The 17,757-nt window shown below is 72.0% G+C and carries 15 protein-coding genes and 1 pseudogene; 9 read left to right on the top strand and 7 right to left on the bottom strand.

The window, feature by feature from the left end:
* Window positions 1–948: a PLP-dependent cysteine synthase family protein gene (locus ACNF49_RS49175; RefSeq protein ID WP_357971112.1), complete on the top strand. Its 948-nt coding sequence runs from the start codon at window positions 1–3 to the stop codon at window positions 946–948.
* 48 nt (window positions 949–996) lie between these two features.
* Here the strand turns inward: ACNF49_RS49175 and ACNF49_RS49170 are convergent, their stop codons facing one another.
* The gene (locus tag ACNF49_RS49170) at window positions 997–2,865 is read right to left on the bottom strand and encodes a DUF3352 domain-containing protein (RefSeq protein ID WP_482941983.1); all 1,869 of its coding nucleotides are present in this window, start codon (window positions 2,863–2,865) and stop codon (window positions 997–999) included.
* An 85-nt stretch (window positions 2,866–2,950) separates the two neighbouring features.
* Window positions 2,951–3,277 carry a hypothetical protein gene (locus ACNF49_RS49165; protein ID WP_357971114.1) on the bottom strand — a complete coding sequence of 109 codons (327 nt, stop codon included), beginning with the start codon at window positions 3,275–3,277 and terminating at the stop codon, window positions 2,951–2,953.
* Between the two features lie 137 nt (window positions 3,278–3,414).
* On the opposite strand from ACNF49_RS49165, the gene ACNF49_RS49160 reads away from it, so the two are divergent.
* The 3 genes and pseudogenes from ACNF49_RS49160 (at window position 3,415) to ACNF49_RS49150 (ending at window position 5,864) form a co-directional block, all read left to right on the top strand.
* Window positions 3,415–4,206 carry a thioesterase family protein gene (locus ACNF49_RS49160; RefSeq protein ID WP_482941982.1) on the top strand — a complete coding sequence of 264 codons (792 nt, stop codon included), beginning with the start codon at window positions 3,415–3,417 and terminating at the stop codon, window positions 4,204–4,206.
* 85 nt (window positions 4,207–4,291) lie between these two features.
* Window positions 4,292–4,906, top strand: a pseudogene (gene murI / locus ACNF49_RS49155) (glutamate racemase); the annotation flags it as partial.
* A 205-nt stretch (window positions 4,907–5,111) separates the two neighbouring features.
* Window positions 5,112–5,864 (top strand): MBL fold metallo-hydrolase, encoded by a 753-nt coding sequence (locus ACNF49_RS49150; RefSeq protein ID WP_357971117.1) that lies wholly within the window; start codon window positions 5,112–5,114, stop codon window positions 5,862–5,864.
* Here ACNF49_RS49150 and ACNF49_RS49145 read toward each other — a convergent pair.
* Entirely contained in the window at window positions 5,849–7,087 is a 1,239-nt protein-coding gene (locus tag ACNF49_RS49145; RefSeq protein ID WP_498703608.1) for an MFS transporter, read from the bottom strand. The genes ACNF49_RS49150 and ACNF49_RS49145 overlap by 16 nt on opposite strands.
* Window positions 7,088–7,155: 68 nt before the next feature.
* Between ACNF49_RS49145 and rph the strand changes: the two genes are divergently transcribed.
* The 5 genes from rph to ACNF49_RS49120 all read left to right on the top strand — a co-directional run bounded on the left by rph (window position 7,156) and on the right by ACNF49_RS49120 (window position 12,210).
* Window positions 7,156–7,875, top strand: coding sequence for a ribonuclease PH (gene rph / locus ACNF49_RS49140; protein ID WP_357971213.1), 720 nt, complete (start codon window positions 7,156–7,158; stop codon window positions 7,873–7,875).
* Window positions 7,872–8,462, top strand: coding sequence for an RdgB/HAM1 family non-canonical purine NTP pyrophosphatase (gene rdgB, locus ACNF49_RS49135; RefSeq protein ID WP_352326185.1), 591 nt, complete (start codon window positions 7,872–7,874; stop codon window positions 8,460–8,462). Before rph ends, rdgB begins: the two co-directional genes overlap by 4 nt.
* A 46-nt stretch (window positions 8,463–8,508) precedes the next feature.
* Window positions 8,509–10,257, top strand: coding sequence for a molybdopterin-dependent oxidoreductase (locus ACNF49_RS49130; RefSeq protein WP_482941980.1), 1,749 nt, complete (start codon window positions 8,509–8,511; stop codon window positions 10,255–10,257).
* 406 nt (window positions 10,258–10,663) lie between these two features.
* Window positions 10,664–11,944, top strand: coding sequence for a toxin glutamine deamidase domain-containing protein (locus ACNF49_RS49125; protein ID WP_482941979.1), 1,281 nt, complete (start codon window positions 10,664–10,666; stop codon window positions 11,942–11,944).
* Window positions 11,941–12,210: an SUKH-4 family immunity protein gene (locus ACNF49_RS49120; protein ID WP_357971121.1), complete on the top strand. Its 270-nt coding sequence runs from the start codon at window positions 11,941–11,943 to the stop codon at window positions 12,208–12,210. Before ACNF49_RS49125 ends, ACNF49_RS49120 begins: the two co-directional genes overlap by 4 nt.
* Before the next feature lie 213 nt (window positions 12,211–12,423).
* Here the strand turns inward: ACNF49_RS49120 and ACNF49_RS49115 are convergent, their stop codons facing one another.
* The 4 genes from ACNF49_RS49115 to ACNF49_RS49100 form a co-directional block, all read right to left on the bottom strand.
* A complete protein-coding gene (locus ACNF49_RS49115; protein WP_357971122.1) occupies window positions 12,424–14,913 on the bottom strand; it encodes an ABC transporter permease in 2,490 nt (829 codons plus the stop codon).
* Window position 14,914: 1 nt separating this feature from the next.
* Complete coding sequence (locus ACNF49_RS49110; protein WP_352350142.1) at window positions 14,915–15,667, bottom strand: ABC transporter ATP-binding protein; 753 nt, start codon at window positions 15,665–15,667, stop codon at window positions 14,915–14,917.
* Between the two features lie 107 nt (window positions 15,668–15,774).
* On the bottom strand, window positions 15,775–16,425 hold the full coding sequence (locus ACNF49_RS49105; RefSeq protein ID WP_357971214.1) for a response regulator: 651 nt from the start codon (window positions 16,423–16,425) through the stop codon (window positions 15,775–15,777).
* Complete coding sequence (locus tag ACNF49_RS49100) at window positions 16,425–17,594, bottom strand: sensor histidine kinase (protein WP_482941978.1); 1,170 nt, start codon at window positions 17,592–17,594, stop codon at window positions 16,425–16,427. Before ACNF49_RS49100 ends, ACNF49_RS49105 begins: the two co-directional genes overlap by 1 nt.
* Between the last annotated feature and the right edge of the window lie 163 nt (window positions 17,595–17,757).

Genomic DNA, 17,757 nt, shown 5'->3' with positions numbered 1-17,757 from the left:
ATGCGGTTCGACTCGCTGATCGACTCGGTCGGGCGCACGCCGCTCGTCGGGCTGCCCCGGCTGTCGCCCTCGCCCGAGGTGCGCGTCTGGGCCAAGCTCGAAGACCGTAACCCGACCGGGTCGATCAAGGACCGGCCGGCGCTGTGGATGATCGAGCAGGCCGAGAAGGACGGCCTGCTCACGCCCGGCTGCACGATCCTGGAGCCCACCAGCGGCAACACCGGCATCTCGCTCGCGATGTCGGCCAAGCTCAAGGGCTACCGGCTGATCTGCGTGATGCCGGAGAACACCTCCGAGGAGCGCCGCCAGCTCCTGCGCATGTGGGGCGCGGAGATCATCTCCTCGCCCGCCGCGGGCGGCTCCAACGAGGCCGTCCGCGTGGCCAAGGGCCTGGCCGCGGAGAACCCGTCCTGGGTGATGCTCTACCAGTACGGAAACCCGGCCAACTGGCGCTCCCACTACGAGACCACCGGCCCGGAGATCCTGGCCGACCTGCCCACGGTCACCCACTTCGTGGCCGGGCTCGGCACGACGGGCACGCTCATGGGCGTCGGCCGGTTCCTGCGGGAACGGGTGCCCGGCGTGCAGATCGTCGCCGCCGAGCCGCGCTACGGCGAGCTGGTCTACGGCCTGCGCAACGTCGACGAGGGCTTCATCCCCGAGCTGTACGACGAGTCCGTGCTGACCACCCGCTTCTCCGTCGGCTCGGCCGACGCGCTGCGGCGCACCCGCGAGCTGCTGGCCGCCGAGGGCATCTTCGCGGGCGTCTCGACCGGCGCCGCGCTGCACGCCGCGCTGGGCGTGGCCGGGAAGGCCGTCAAGGCGGGCGAGCGGGCCGACGTCGTCTTCGTGGTGGCCGACGGCGGCTGGAAATACCTGTCCACGGGCGCCTACGACGGCACCCTGGAGGAGGCGGAAGAGCGCCTGGAAGGGCAGCTCTGGGCCTGACGACATGAAGAAGGGGGCGGCCGGTCCGGCCGCCCCCTTCTTCCATGGTCAGTTGAACAACACCCGCAGCGAGAAGTCCGCCTCGGTGGCGCTCTGCTTCCCGCTCAGCCCGACGGCCCGCAGGACCTGCGCGTTGGCCTTGTCGTCGCCCTCCATGCTCTGCAGGTAGAGGTGCTCGACCTTGTCGAGGTCCACGAAGAGCGCGAAGGTCGCCTCGCCGGCGTCGGGGATGGCGGTCTGGAACGTCTCGGAGTCGCCCAGCGTGCCTTCCTCGGCCAGCTTCTTGGCGTACTCCTCGCTCGTCGCCGCCGTGAAGACGCCGTCACCGGGCACCTTGGCGAGCTGCGGAGCGGGCTGCCCACTGGCCGCCAGCGCCTTCTCGATCTTGCCGACCACCGCCTGGGCCTTGGCCGGATCGGTGACCACGCGGACGCCCGCCTTGATCTGGTCGCCGTCCAAGCCCTGGCTGTCCACCGCGACCGTGAAGTTCTTGCCGAGCACCGTGGCCAGGTCGCCGGGCAGGTCGAGGCCGAACTTGGTCTTGGCCTGGTCGAGGAGCTGCCGGACCTCGGCGCCGCCGCCGGCCGCGGCCGACTTCTGGATCTGGGCCCACTGGCTGGTGATCATCTGGTCCAGGCCGGAGATCGACAGGGCCCCGGCGGTGCCGGCGGGCAGCGTGCCGAGGGCGGCGGGCTGGAGGTCGTCCGAGGTCACGCCCTTGGCGCCCCTGACCAGGCCGGCCAGCTCGACGTAGGCGCTGTCGAAGCGCAGCGCGCCGGCGAACCGGGCGTCCTTGATGGGCTCGATGCTCGCGGCCTGCTCGGCGGGGATGGGGGAGAGCTTGGCCAGCGCCCCCATGTCCGCCCAGAACGACAACACGCCCTGCTCGCCGACGTCACCCATGTCGTCGTTGAACTCGCTGTTGTCGGCGAGCGTGGCCTCGCCCTTCGCGTACTTGTCGGCCAGCGCCTGGGTCGAGGACAGCAGCGCGTAGTCGTCGCGGAAGGCGATGCCGTACTTGTCGCCGTCCATGAGCTTGGCGATGCCCGCCTTGGCCTGCGCCTGGTCCTTGACCTGCACGGCCACCGCGAAGTCGGGCTCGGACTTGCCGGAGGGCACGGCGGCGAAGCCGACCCTGCTGCCCAGCCACGGGTCCACGTCCTTGGCGAAGTCGACCTTCTTCTCGCCGGTCTCGTTGACCAGGTTGAACAGGGCCTGGCGGGGGTCCTCGCCGGTGAAGGAGCCCTTGGTGACCGTGAACTTCCTGGCGAGCTGGAACAGCGCCAGCTTCTGGTTCGCGGCCGGGTCGAGGTCGAGGCGGGCGTAGGCGATCGCGTCGGCGGGCAGGACCTCGTTCGGCTGCGTGCCGCCGCCGCCGATCGCGCCCACGGCCCACACCGCGCCGCCGCCGAGCAGCACCACCGCGAGCGCCGCCGCGCCGGCGATCAGCCAGCCCTTGCGGCCGCCCTTCTTCGCCGGCTGGGGCGGGCCGAAGCCGTCGGGGCCCTGCTGCTGCCAACCCTGCTGCGCGTACTGGTCCTGCTGCTGCCAACCCTGCTGGTGCTGCTGGGCGTACGGGTCCTGCTGGTGCTGCTGGGCGTACGGGTCCTGTTGCTGCCAACCCTGGTGCTGCGCGTGCTGGTCCTGTTGCGGCCAGGTCTGTTGCTGCTGCTGCTGTTGCCGGCCTTGCTGCGCCTGGCCGCCGTACGGGGCGCCGTAGGCGGGCTGCTGGCCGTAGGCGGATTGGGGGTTGTAAGCCGGCTGCCCGTACGAAGCTCCCTGCCCCGGCTGAGGGGCCTGCTGACCATAGGGCTGCTGGTACGGCTGCTGCTGCGGCTCCTGCGGCTGGTCCCAGCCTCCTCGGTACGCCGTGGTGCGCTCAGGATCCTGGCCAGGTGGGGGATTATTCGCAGACATCACTCAACTCACAATGTGGACTTTTGACCACAGAGAAGGTAGCTGATGTTGCTAGATGGCCGCTTGCAATGTGCTGAAGTCGGGATTAGGCCCGGTTCAGCTCCTTTTTCAGCACATCGAGGTGAACTTCGCCGCCTGTCCAGTCCGTCACGCAGGCCCAGGGCACGAACGTGCACCCGGCGTACACCGTCCGCGCCAGCGTCTTGGACAGCCAGGGGGAGCGGCCCTGACGGTCACGGGTGAGCCCGAGCAGGACGGGCGCCCGCCGCCCCGAGACGACCAGCCCGTAGACCGTCTGGCTCTGCTGGATCTCGCCCCTGTGCCTGTGGGCGCGGATGTCGACCACGTGACCGACCCAGATCCCGTTGGAGTCCCACACCGACTGACCGATGAGTTCGGTGACAGTTGCCATGATCGAACTGTCCCATCCGGGTGGTGTTTCCGCAGGTAGGCGCGCTGATATCGGAACGGCGTGGTGCGAACGCCGCAGCCCCGCGTAAAGTGGGGGGACTACTAGAATATAGTTCCGTACGGTGAAGGCAGGGCGGGATGACCAAGTTCGACGAGGCCACACAGGCGATCAGGGTCGACGAGACCACCTATGACGTGTGCCTCGACCCCGGATACTCCATCGGCGGCCCGCTCAACGGCGGCTACCTGATGGCCGTGGTCCTGCGCGCCGCCGTGGACGCCTCGCCGTTCGAGCACCCGGTGAGCACCACCTCGCAGTTCCTCAGATCGCCGGTCGCCGGCCCCGCCCAGGTCCGGGTCGAGCCGCTGAAGTCGGGCCGCACGGCCGCCTTCGCCAGGGCCACCCTCGTCCAGGACGGCGTGCCGCAGATCGAGAGCCTGATCACCACCGCCACCCTGGCCGGCGCCGACCCCGTCTACACCGACGCGCCCTCGGTCGTCATGCCGTCCGTCGAGGAGTGCGTCAAGCTGCCCGACCCCAAGCCCGAGAACAACATGACCCTCAACGCCCAGATGGACATGCGCTTCGACCCGCCCACCATCGCCTGGCTGGCCGGGGAACCGACGGGCAGGCCGGAGTCGCGGGCCTACTTCAGGATGGCCGAGCCGCAGGACGCCGACCCGTACGTGCTGGCCCTGGCCGTGGACGCGCTGCCGCCCGTGGTGTTCTCCGCCGGCGCCCGCGGCTGGGCGCCCACCGTCGAGCTCACCTGGCACCTGCGCGCCCTGCCCGCCCCCGGCTGGCTCACCCTGATCGGGAGCGGCCGGCTCATTTCGGACGGCTGGTTCGACGAGGAGGTCGAGGTGTGGGACTCCGCCGGCCGGCTCGTGGCCCAGTCGCGCCAGCTCGCCAGGGTCGGAAGGGGCTGATGTGAGCAACACGACAGTCGCGCCTTCATCAGGTGTGAGCATTCTTACGCGGTGTTGATCGAGCAGGTCGCCTACCCTCTAGAACGTGCCGGACGAGAGTATTGGGATCTTCGACAGCGGGGTGGGCGGCCTGACGGTCGCGCGCGCGATCATCGACCAGCTCCCCCACGAGTCGATCACCTACGTGGCCGACACGGCCCGCCAGCCGTACGGGCCGAAACCCATCGCGGAGCTGCGCGCCTACGCCCTTGAGGTGATGGACCACCTCGTCGAGCAGGACGTCAAGATGCTCGTCATCGCGTGCAACAGCGCCAGCGCCGCCGTGCTGCGCGACGCCCGCGAACGCTACGACGTGCCGGTCGTCGAGGTGATCCAGCCCGCCACCAGGCGCGCGGTGCGCGCCACCCGCACCGGCCGGGTCGGCGTGATCGCCACCCAGGCCACCATCACGTCGCTGGCCTACCACGACGCCTTCACCGCGGCCCCCGACGTGCAGCTCACCGGAGTGGCCGCGCCCCGCCTGGTGGAGTACGTCGAGCGCGGGGAGACGATGAGCAAGGAGCTCATCGACGTCCTGGCCGAGTACCTCGATCCGATCAGGACGGCCGGCTGCGACACGCTCATCCTCGGCTGCACCCACTACCCGCTGCTCACCGGCGCGATCTCCTACGTCGTCGGCGACGGGGTCACGCTGGTCTCCAGCGCCGACGAGACGGCCAAGGACGTCTACCGGATCCTGCACGACCGCGGACTGGCGGCGGGAGGCGAGGCCACCCCCGGCACCGCTTCCGCGCCACCGGCGACTCCCAGCTCTTCGCCCGCCTCGGCAGGCGGTTCCTGGGCCCGGAGATCGACGTGGTCGAAGTCGCGCCAGTGGGGGGTACTACCTTTAGCGGGAGGCCCACATGAAGGTGACCATCGTCGGATGCTCGGGCAGCTACCCCGGCCCCGACAGCCCCGCGTCCTGCTATCTCGTCGAGGCCGAGGGGTTCAGGATGCTGCTCGACCTCGGCAACGGGTCGCTCGGCGCGCTCCAGCGCCATATCGGCCTCTACGACGTGGACGCCATCTGCCTGTCCCATCTGCACGCCGACCACTGCCTCGACGTCTGCGGCTACCACGTGGCCCGTACGTACGGGCCCGACGCGCCGTACCCGCCCGTGCCGGTCTACGCGCCCGAGGGCGCCCCGGCCCGGCTCGCGGCCGCGTACGGGATGCCGGACGAGCCCGGGCTGGAGACCGCCTTCGACTTCACGCCGCTGTCGCCCGGCTCGTTCGAGGTGGGGCCGTTCGTCGTCACCGCCGGCCTGGTGAACCATCCGGTCGAGGCGTACGGGTTCCGGGTGGCCAGCGACGACGTGTGCATGGCGTACTCGGGGGACACCGGGGAGTCGGCGGAGCTGGTCAAGCTGGCCGCGGGGGCCGACCTCATGTTGTGCGAGGCGTCGTTCGTCGAGGGGCCCGACCTGCCGCCCGACCTGCACCTGACCGGCCGTCAGGCGGCCGAGCACGCGGCCAAGGCCAACGCGGGCAAACTCGTGCTCACCCACCTGGTGCCGTGGAACGACAACGCAAGAGTGCTGCAGGACGCGTCGAGGGGCGGTTACGCCGGGCCGATCGAGCTGGCCCGCAGCGGCGCGGTCTACGACCTGGCCTGAGCGTCGTCGAAGTCACGTAATCGGGGCAGCGGCGAGAACAGCAGCGGCACGAACGACATGACCCGGCCGATCATGAACACCCATAAGGCCGTCCGCACGCCGAACTGCTGGGCGACGATCCCGCCGAGCAGCGCGCCCAGCGGGACCGAGGCCCACGTCAACGACCGGAACGAGGCGTTGACCCGGCCCAGCAGCCGCTCGGGGACCGTCGTCTGCCGGTAGGTGATCTGGCCGACCGCGCCCAGCGCCGAGCTCCACGACAACGCGATCGAGGTGACGGCGAAGAACGCCACCCGCCAGTCGGCCTGGGTCATCGGCAGCAGCAGGGCGAAGGGCGCCGGCACGGTGAGGGAGAGCCAGGTGACCCTGGCCGTGCCGACCTTCCTGGCCAGCAGCGCGCCGAGCAGGCCCGCCGCCACGCCGCCGAACCCGCCGGACATGAGCAGCACGCCGATGAGGCCGGGCGCCAGCCCCACCTCGTCGGCCAGGAACAACACCGACAGGCCGAGCACCGCGCCGACCGTCAGGTTCGCCAGCACCGAGGACGCGGCGAACATGCGCATCAGGTGGTCGCGCCACACGTAGCGCAGCCCCACGCCGATGCCGCGCAGCAACGGCTCGGGCTCGCCCACGGCCGGCGGCTTGTCCGGGGTCTTGATGGTGCTGAGGAACAGCGCCGACGTCAGCGAGCCCAGCGCCGTGGCGAGCATCGTGAACGGCGCGCCGACGAGCTGCACCAGCAGGCCGCCGAGGCCAGGCCCGCCCAGGAAGCCGCCGGAGCGCACCACCTCCAGCTTGGAGTTGCCGTCGCCGAGCTGCCCCGCGCTCACCAGGCTGGGCAGGTACGTCTGGTCGGCGACGTCGTTGAACACCTGCGCCACACCCGCGAGGAAGGCGACCGCGAACATCATGCCGATCGACAGCACGCCCAGTTGCGCCGCCAGCGGAATGCTCGCCAGCAGCACGAACCTGACCAGGTCGGAGACCACCATCACGCGGCGCCGGCGCATCCGGTCGACCCACACCCCCGCGGGCAGGCCGAGCACGAGGAACGCGGCGGTCTGCAGCGCGGACAGCAGGGCCACCTGGGCCGGCTGCGCGTGCAGCGTGACGACCGCCACCAGCGGGAGGGCCACGCGCGAGATATTCGCTCCCAGTTCGTTCCCTACGTGCGATGTCAGGAACCGGAGGAAGTCAGGGTTTCGCAACACCCCCGTTGTCATTGCGTAAGGATCCATGTGTCGGACACATTTGGTCAAGAGTGTCGTGCCGCGGAGATAGGGTGATCTGCATGTCCCGACAGGATGGCCGCAACCCCGACCAGCTACGCCCCATCACCATCACCCGGCAGTGGCTGGCGCACGCCGAGGGTTCGGTCCTCGTCGAGTTCGGCGGCACGAGGGTGCTCTGCGCGGCGTCGGTGCAGGACAGCGTGCCGCGCTGGCGCAGGGGCAGCGGCCAGGGCTGGGTCACGGCCGAATACGCGATGCTCCCGCGGGCGACCAATACCCGTAATGACCGGGAATCGGTCCGCGGCAAAATCGGCGGGCGCACGCACGAGATTTCCCGGTTGATCGGAAGATCACTTCGCGCGTGCGTCGATTACAAAGCTCTCGGCGAAAACTCCATTCTGCTCGACTGCGACGTGCTGCAGGCCGACGGCGGCACCAGGACCGCCGCGATCACCGGCGCTTACGTCGCCCTCGCCGACGCCGTCGCCTGGATGAAGGCGCGCAAGATGTGCCCGGGAGACCCGCTGATCGGCTCGGTCGCGGCCGTGTCCGTCGGGGTCGTCGGCTCGGTCCCCATGCTCGACCTGTGCTACACCGAAGACGTCGCCGCCGAGACCGACATGAACGTCGTGATGACCGGCGAGGGCGCCTTCGTCGAGGTGCAGGGCACCGCCGAGGGTGTGCCCTTCGACCGCGCGGCCCTCGACCAGCTGCTCGACCTGGCCGCCGCCGGGTGCGAGGAGCTCACCCTGATCCAGCAGGAGGCGCTGAGCGCATGAAGATCGTGCTCGCCACCCGCAACCCGGGCAAGATCGCGGAGCTGCGGCGCATCCTCGCCGGGTTCGAGATCGTCGGGCTCGAGGAGTTCCCCGAGATCGGCGAGGTCGCCGAGACCGGCGTCACCTTCGAGGAGAACGCGCTGCTCAAGGCGCACGCCGTCGCCAAGGGCTCCGGGCTGCCGGCCGTGGCCGACGACTCCGGGCTCTGCGTCGACGTGCTCAACGGCATGCCCGGCGTCTTCTCGGCCCGCTGGTCCGGCCGCCACGGCGACGACCAGGCCAACCTCGACCTGCTGCTCGCCCAGCTCTCCGACGTGCCCGCCGAGAAGCTGTCGGCGCACTTCGCCTGCGCCGCCGCGCTCGCGCTGCCGTCCGGGGAGCACCGGGTGGTGGAGGGCACGCTGCCCGGCCACCTGATCACCACCCCGCGGGGCACCAACGGCTTCGGCTACGACCCGATCCTGGTGCCGCTCGGCCACGACCGCACCACCGCCGAGCTGTCTCCCGACGAGAAGGACGCCATCAGCCACCGGGGCCGTGCCTTCCGTGCGCTGGCGCCGATCGTGCGTGACATCGTCGGCTCGTAACCACCGCGTAAGAACCTGCTGACCGTGGGCGACGTAACGTCGTACCGTGCAGAAGAACGAGAGGGTGCCCGCCTGGGCCGGCGCCCTGGCGGGGCTCACGGCGGGTGCGCTGGCGCTGGGGATCGCGCAGCTTGTCGCCGGGTTCGCCGGTCCTGAGACCTTTCCGGTGGTGGCGGTGGGGGACACCGCCGTCGACCTGACACCGGCGCCGGTGAAGGACTTCGCGATCAACACGTTCGGGGAGAACGACAAGACCGTCCTCATCGGGGGCGTGCTCGTGGTGCTCGCCGGGATCGCGGCCGTCATCGGGGTGCTGGCGCGGCGCCGGCTCGCGTACGGGTACGCGGGGCTGGCCCTGTTCGGGGTGGTGGGGGCGGCCGCGGTGCTCACCCGTCCGGGGGCCGGGGCGGGGGACGTGCTGCCGACGGTGGTCGGGGTCCTGTGCGGGGGGCTGGTGCTGGGGTGGCTGCTCCGGCGCGCGGGCGGTGGTCGCGGCACGGTCGCGACGGCCCCCGAGGCCGGTGGCGGGGTCCCGGCCGCTGAGGCCGGTGGCGAGGCGGCGCCTGGGGGCGGCGGTGACGGCGCGGTCGCCGAGGTCGGTGGTGCGGGGCCGGTCTCCGAGGTCGGTGGTGACGGTACGGTCTCCGACGAGGTCGGTGGTGCGGGGGCGGGCGGCGAGGGGGCCGTGGAGCGGCCTGCCGTGATGCGGGCCGGGGCGGGGGAGCGCGGCTTCGACCGGCGGCGGCTGATCACCGGTGTGGCGGGCGGGATCGTGGTGGCGGGGGCGTCGGCCGTGCTGGGCCGGCAGCTCGGCGGGCAGCGGGAGCTGGACGCGACGCGGGTGAACCTGGCGCTGCCCAGGCCGGCGACGCCCGCCCGGCCCCTTCCCGCCGGTACGGACTTCCGCATCCCCGGCCTGTCCCCCTTCATCACGAAAAATCGGGACTTCTATAGGGTTGATACGGCGCTCGTCGTCCCCCAGGTGGACCCGCGCACCTGGACGCTTCGCATCCACGGCATGGTGGACAGACCGGTCGAGATCACCTACGCCGAGCTGCTGAACCTGCCGCTCACCGAGGCCGACATCACCCTGACCTGCGTCTCCAACGAGGTGGGCGGCCCGTACGTAGGCAACGCCCGCTGGCTGGGCGTACGCATGGCCGACCTGCTGCGCCGTGCCGGGCTCCAGCCGGGGGCCGACATGCTGCTGTCCACCTCCGACGACGGCTTCACCTGCGGCACGCCCGTGGACGTCGTGATGGACGGCCGCGACGCCCTCTTCGCCATCGCCATGAACGGCGAGGCGCTCCCGTTCGAGCACGGTTTCCCCGTACGCCAGGTCGTGCCCGGCCTGTACGGGTACGTGTCGGCCACCAAGTGGGTGGTGGACGTGAAGGTGACCCGGTTCGACCGGGACCAGGCGTACTGGACGCCACGCGGGTGGGCCGCCAAGGGGCCGATCAAGACGGAGTCGCGCATCGACGTGCCGAAGAGCGGCGACTCGCTGAAGGCCGGGCGCACGACCATCGCCGGGGTGGCGTGGGCCCAGCACACCGGGGTGGACGCCGTCGAGGTGCGGGTCGATCGCGGCGAGTGGCGGCAGGCGCGGCTGGCCGCCGTGCCGGGGCCCGACACCTGGCGGCAGTGGGCGCTCGACTGGGACGCCACGCCCGGGGAGCACACGATCGAGGCGCGGGCGACGGACGCGGCGGGTCGCACCCAGACCGAACGGCAGGCGCCGCCCGCGCCCGACGGCGCCAGCGGGTGGCCGGCCCTGACGGTCCAGGTGGCCTGATTCGCGGACGTTTGCGCAGGTAAAGCCGTTGGCCCAGACGGATAATCTTCCCCACTTCCCCCTCTCGGACGCGACGGCGGCCCTACGATCGGTCGTCCAAGCAGGACAGGAGGCAGGACGTGGTCCGCGAACGCAAGTCGAGCGTCCGAGGGGTCCTTCCGGAGGGGCAGTACAACCCGGTGGTGGGAGAGGGGGTCCGGTGGCTCGACTACGAACGTGCCGCCGAGGACGTCCCCGGCGAAGCACCCGCCACGACCGAGGTGCCCTCCTCCCGTGAGGGCTCGACCCCCTTAACGCCCGCCGCCTCCCGCGCCCCCGCCGAGGAGCCGCCGCCGTCCGGCCTCCGTACGCAGGCCCCTGCTCCCTCCCACCCGACCCCCGGCCCGCCGCAGCCTCCGTCCCTGGTGTGGTCTCCGCTCTGGACGTGCTCACCGGCCTCGCCACCCGCCCGGCCCCGGCCCGCACCGACACGCCGTACGGCCTGACGTTCAGCCTGAACACCCTCAACCGCCTCGCCACGGCCCTCCCGGACGAGCGGGAGAGCGCACATCCCGGCCGGCCGGACGACCGGAAGGCGCCGACGGGCGTGCCGGACGGCCCGTCGCCACGTTCCGCCGAGGCGACCACCTGCGCCGACGGCGGCGGGGCGACCGGCGCGGCGACCGGCGGGCAGGCCGCCACAGTGCCGAACCCGGACGTGCCGAACGCCGACGTGCCGAACGCCGGGGAAGCGCACGCCGGCACGTCCGGCCACCGGGAGGGACGTCCTGACGCGTCCGACGACCGGGAGCTCCCGCAGGCGCGGGCATCGCGCACGACGGCCCACCCGGCCGCGGCCCGCGATCCGCACGGAGCCCCACCCATGCCGGACGAGGGGGAGCCGGGGGAGTTCCCAGGGGGCGGGACCGGCGGGCCGGAGAGCCCCGGGGACGCGCTGACGCCGGGTTTCGGGGCGGCGGTCAACGGGATGCGGCGGCTGGAGTTCGGGGAGAGGGACGGGGCCCGTGGCGCGGACGGACGGCATCCGCTGGAGGCCCGGATCGACCGGGCGAGGAACCGTGCCGCCGTCGACTGGTTCGAGGGCGAGCGGCGGCCGCCGAGGCTGGCCGACTGCCGGCCGTACGGGCTGCCCGGCGGGTTGGCACAGCCGGACCCGCAGGTGGAACGGGAGCTGAGGCAGGCGCTGGAGCCCGGTGCCAGGTTCCCCGATCCGCGCGGCACCTGGGTCCGGCTGATCAACGGCGGCGGCCCGGCCGACGACCCGTTCCGGGCCTCCAATGCCGCCGACTGCGCCCTGGCCGTGTTGTCCACCTGGCACGGCGAGCCCGCCACCGCTGCCCCCCGGCTCCCCGAGTACGACGGGATCGGCCGGCCGCTGCTCACCGGCGAGAAGGGCGGAGCGGTCCGGATCGAGCGGTGGACCGGCCGGCGGTTCCAGTACGCGGGCCAGGGGCGGCACGCCTACCCCATGATCGCCCGGCGGCTGCTGGAGGCCGGGCACGGCGCGAGCGCGGTCATCGTGGTGCGCTGGCCGGGCGGCGGGTCGCACGTCTGGAACGCGGTCAACTCCGGCAGCGAGGTGATCTGGATCGACGCCCAGCGTGGGCACATGTCGGTCGAGCCGCCGTACGCGACGGTGACGGGGGTGTTCTGCATGATCCTCGACCGGCAGGGGCGGCCGCGATGAACATGGACCAGGCCAGGGCGCTGGCGGAGGAGTACGTCAACGGGACGCGCCCGCCGGACGAGCCGCTGTCGGTGGGCCTGTACGGCTTCCACGACGGGTACGTCGCCTGGATCCGGGAGCTCGACCCCGACGACCCCACCACCCTGCCGGACACGGTCGGCGGGGCGTGCATCGTGATCGACAAGGCGTCCGGGGAGGTCGTCGTCCGGCCTCTGCTGGATCCGGAGACCGTCGCCGAGCTGTGGCCCGGCCGCACCCCGCGCTGACCGCGTGACGCACGGGAGGCCGGGCGCCGCCCCCATAGGGCGCCCGACCTGTCGTCACGTGCGTGGCCGCGCCCCCATAGGGCGTCCGACCTGGTGGCACGTGCGTGGCCGCGCGGCCTCGGCGTCCCCCACGACACCCGTCCCATGAGACCGCGCAGCCCCTGCGCGTACCCTCTATCCTGATTTTTCGCTTTTATTCGCTTTTGCCATGGATCACCCCGTAGCCAACGAACCGACGATCGACGCCCTGGCCGCCCGCCGGGCAGGCACCACGGCGGCCAGCACGCCCGCCAGCCCCGAGAGCACCACGAACAGCGCGATCTGCCCGAGCGGCGCGGAGAAGACCGCCCCGGGCAACATCGCCCGTACCGCGGCCCAGCCGAACACGCCGCCGAGCACCACGCCGACCAGCGCCCCGACCAGGCCGAGCAGCAGCGCCTCGACCGAGAGCATCCGCCGCAGCTGCGGACGGGTCAGCCCGAGCGCCCGCAGCAGCGCCGACTCCCTGGTGCGTTCGTGCACCGACAACGACAGGGTGTTGGCGATGCCGAGCAGCGAGATCAGGATCGCCAGCCCGAGCAGCCCGGTCACGATCATGAGCAGCATGTCCAGGGTCTCGTCGAACTGCCCGCGTACCTCGGTCGAGCTGGCCATCTGGACGGTGGGATGGGCCGCGATCGCGGCCCTGACCACCTGACGGGCCTGGTCGGTCGCGACGCCGTCGCGGATGTTGATCATCACGCGGGAGTCGGGCACCCGGTCGTAGTAGGTGTCGAACGGCCGCTCGGCGACGGTGAGCGGGGGAAGGGTGGAGTTCGTCCCGGCGAGGACGGCGACGACCTTCAGCGGCACGGACCCGGCCAGCTCGGTCTTGACCGTGACAGTGTCGCCGACCTTGACGCCCAGGGCGGAGGCCGCGTAGTCGAGCAGCGCGACCTGCCCGGCCGACAGGCCCGCCATCGAGCCGGACAGCACCTCGGGGGCGACGGTCCCGTGGTAGGTGCCGATGTCGAAGCGCCGGTCGCCCACCTTGCCCGGGGTCTCGCGGATCTGCAGCACCGAGGCCAGCTCGGGACGGCCGCGCAGCTTCTCGGCCACCGACCTGGGCACCCCGCTGTCCTGCACCTGGCCGGCCAGCATGTAGTCGACGGGGAACTGCTCGTCGAGCTTGTTCCACACGGTCAGCCGGGTGGAGGCGCTGAGCACCGAGATCAGCGTCATCAGCGTGACGCCGATGGTGAGCGCGACCGTGGTGGTCGCGGCGCGCCGGGGGTTGCGGGCCGAGTTGTCCAGCGCCAGGCGTCCTGGCACGCCGAACAGCTTGGCCGGGATCCAGCCCACCACCGCGCTCAGCGGCCTGACCAGCACCGGCCCGAGGATCAGCACGGCCAGGAAGACCAGCGCGCCGCCGGCCATCACGACGAACAGCGTGCTCGTCTCGCCCGCCGGCAGCCCCGCCACGCCGAACGCGGTCATGCCCGCCCCGGCCAGCAGGAACAGCCCCGCGAACACCGAGCGCAGCAGGCCGGTGCGGAAGTCCTGCTCCTCCGGCTGGGCGCGCAGCGCCGCGACCGGCGGCACGCGGGTGGCCGCCCGCGCGGGCAGCAGGGCCGCGAACAGGGTGACCACCAGGCCGACGGCCAGGCCGATCCCGATGGTGGCCGGCGTCAGCGCGACCGCCGCGTCCGTGGGCATGGGGGCGTCGAACGCGGCCAGCAGCGTCAGCGCGAGCACGGCCAGCCCGTACCCGGTGAGCAGGCCGAGCGCGGAGGCGAGCAGCCCGACCGCGAACGACTCCAGCACGATCGAGCCGAACACCTGCCCGCGGGTCGCGCCGATGCAGCGCAGCAGCGCCATCTCCCGGGTGCGCTGCGCGACCAGGATGGTGAAGGTGTTGTAGATGACCAGCGCGGCCACCATCATCGCCACCGCCCCGAACAGCAGCAGGCCGATGGTCAGCGTGCGCATCGACAGCCCGGCCGAGGCCGCCAGGTCGTCGGCCAGCTCCGTGCCGGACTTGACCTCGTAGGCGTCGCCGAGCGCCGCGGCCACGGCCTGCTTCAGCCCGGGGGCCGAGCCGGCGACGTCGATCTCGCGGTAACCCTTGGCGCCGGTCATGCGCTGCGCGGTGGCCGCGGTGAAGCCGACCGCGCCGGTGAAGGACAGCTCCTGGTCCACCCCGGGATCGAGCAGGCCGACCAGCCGGAACTGGTGGCGGGCCTGCTTGCGGTCGAGCACGGTGATCGTGTCGCCGAGCCGCAGGCCCTGCGACTTCGCGGTGTTCTTGTCCAGCACGGCCGCCTGGTCGTCGGTGCCCGGGCCGGTGCCCGCGACGATCGAGGTGCGGTCCAGCGGGCCGGGGACGATGGACAGGGCCGTGGTCGGGCTGCTGCCGACCGCCCTGCCGTCCTTGCCGAGCAGCGGCGCGGGGTCGCGGATCAGGCCCTGCGCCTCGGTCACGCCGGTGAGGGCGCGCACCCGTTCCAGGGCCTTCTCCGGCAGCACGCCGTCGCGCTCCTTGGGCAGGACGGCCACGTCCACCTTGTCGGCGTCGGCGGTGACGCGCTGGGAGAAGCCCGCCTGGATGGTGTCGTTCAGCACGAACGTGCCCGCGATGAAGCCCACCCCCAGCGTGATCGCCAGCGAGGTGAGCAGCAGCCTGAGCTTGTGCGCGCGCAGCCCGGCCAGCGCCGTCTTCAGCACCTCAGCCCTCCAGCTTCACGAGCGTGTCCAGGACGGCCTGCGGCGACGGCGAGGTGATCTCGGTGACCAGCTCGCCGTCGCGCAGGAACACCACCCGGTCGGCGTAGGCCGCCGCGACCGGGTCGTGGGTGACCATGACGATGGTCTGGCCGAGCTCGCGGACCGAGGTGCGCAGGAAGGACAGGATCTCCGAGCCGCTGCGCGAGTCCAGGTTGCCCGTGGGCTCGTCGGCGAAGATCACCTGCGGCTTGCTGATCAGGGCCCTGGCCACGGCCACGCGCTGCTGCTGGCCGCCGGACAGCTCGGTCGGCCGGTGCCCGAGCCGGTTCCGCAGCCCGACGGTGTCGATGACCCGGGCGAACAGCTCCTCGTCCGCCTGCCGGGCGGCGATGTCCAGGGGCAGCCTGATGTTCTGCTCGGCGGTGAGCGTGGGCAGCAGGTTGAACGCCTGGAAGATGAAGCCGATCCGCTCCCGGCGCAGCAGCGTGAGCTGCCGGTCGGCCAGACCGGTCAGCTCGACGTCGCCGATGTGCACCGTGCCCGAGGTGGCGGTGTCCAGGCCGGCCAGGCAGTGCATGAGCGTCGACTTCCCGGAGCCGGACGGGCCCATGATCGCCGTGAAGGCGCCGGTGGCGAAGGCCACGTCCACGCCGCGAAGGGCGTGGACCTGGGCGTCGCCCTGGCCGTACACCTTGGTCAGTGCCTTGGCCACCACCGCGGGCGGTGCCGCGCGCCAGGACTCGGTGAGGGTCACTTTCACTCCTTGTCGCAATTTCTCGTCGCGACCAACGTTAGGAGTGGAAATTTCAGGAATTGTGGGGCCTGAGGAGGGACTTCGTGTAGGACCTCAGACGACCCCCGTCAGCCTTTCGGCCGATGCGAGGGCACGACGAGCCCCGCCTCGTACGCGTACACGACCACCTGGGCCCGGTCCCGCAGCCCCAGCTTGGCCAGCACCCGGCCGAGATGCGTCTTCACCGTGGCCTCGGCGACCTCCAGGCGGCCCGCGATCTCCATGTTCGACAGGCCGCGGGCCACCATGAGCAGCACCTCCCGCTCGCGCGGGGTCAGCTCGGTCGCCGCCGGCAGCTCCTCCACCGGCAACTGGGCGGCGAAGCGGTCCAGCATGCGGCGCAGCGTGCGCGGCGCGACCACGGCGTCGCCCGCGTGCACCTGCCTGATGGCGTTGACCAGGTCGGCGGGCGGCACGTCCTTCAGCAGGAACCCGGCCGCGCCCGCCTTGATCGCGGCCAGGGCGTACTCGTCGAGGTCGAACGTGGTCAGGATCAGCACCTTCGGCCCGTCGATGTGCCTGGTCGCCTCGACGCCGTCCATGCGCGGCATGCGGACGTCCATGAGCACGACGTCCACCTCGACGCGGTCCAGCAGCTCCAGGGCCGTGACGCCGTCGGCGGCCTCGGCCACCACGTCGATGTCGGGCTGGGCGCCGAGCACCATCTTGAACCCGGCCCGCAGCAGCTCCTGGTCGTCGACCAGCATCACCCTGATCATCATGCCGCCCTGGCCGCCGGGAGGCGGGCCAGCACCTCGAAGCCGCCGCCGGTCAGGGGACCGGCCGAGACCGCGCCGCCGTACATGCCGACGCGTTCGCGCATGCCGATCAGGCCGTGCCCGTCCGGGCTGCGCGGCGCGGCGGCGCCCCGGCCGTCGTCGGTCACCCGGACGACCAGCTCGGGCCCGCCGTAGTCGATCTCGACCCGCGCCTGGACGTGCGGGCCGCCGTGCTTGAGCGCGTTCGTCAGCGCCTCCTGGACGATGCGGTAGACGGCGAGCTGCTGCCCTTCGGGAAGGTCGCCCGGCACGCCGCCGATGCGCAGGCTGGCGGGCACGCCGGCGCCGCGTACCAGCTCTTCGAGCTGGCCCAGGCCGGGCTGCGGGGTGTAGTCGGTGCCGTCGTCCTCGTTCTCGCGCAGCACGCCGACCATCCGGCGCATCTCGGCCAGGGCCGCCCGCCCGGTCTTGGAGATGTTCCGTACGGCCAGCCGGGCCTGCTCTGGGTCGCTGTCGAGGGCGAAGCCCGCGCCGTCGGCCTGCACCACCATCACACTGACATTGTGCGCCACCACGTCGTGCAGCTCCCTGGCGATCCTGGCGCGCTCGGCCGCCGCGGCCATCCTGGCCTGCTGGTCGCGTTCGCGCTCGGCCCGCTCGGCGCGTTCCTCCAGCCCTTCGAGGTAGCGCCGGCGGGTGTTGGCGTACAGGCCGGCGAGCCAGATGGTGACGACGAAGATCGAGCCGCTGAAGAACATGCCGAAGGTGGCGACGGACCAGTTCACCAGTGCCAGGAACACCCCCAGCTCGGCCACCAGCCCGGCGGCCAGCGCCCACCGGAACGCGCACTCGGAGGCGACCGTCCACAGCGCCACCATGACCGCGAGGTTGGCGGGCAGCGGGTCGACGTGGGCCAGCCACTGCCCGAAGGAGGCCAGCGAGATCACCGCGTACGCCGCCAGCGGCCTGCGCCGCCACAGCAGCGGCGCTATCAGCAGCACCGAGAGCGCGACGTAGCCCGCCACGCCCAGGTACCGGCTGCCCCCCGCCGGGGTGAGCGAGGCGTAGGGGATCGCCAGAAGCAAGCTGAAGACGGCGAGGGGGGCGACCCGCAGGACGCTCACCAGCCCGCCGTGGCGCCTCGACCACGCCCGTACCCTGCCGAACACATCATCACGATATGTAAGCCACGCCGGGGATTTGTCCGCCTAGAGGGGGAAGTCCGCGTACGACCCAGGTCTTACATGGGTCTTACAAGGGACCAGGCATGGTGGTACATGGGAGCGCCCCTCGCGGGCGAGTAAAGGGAGATCGTGATGGCGGATCATGATC

Source organism: Actinomadura sp. ATCC 39365, from assembly GCF_054392275.1.
This window is presented reverse-complemented; position numbering and strand designations above follow the sequence as displayed.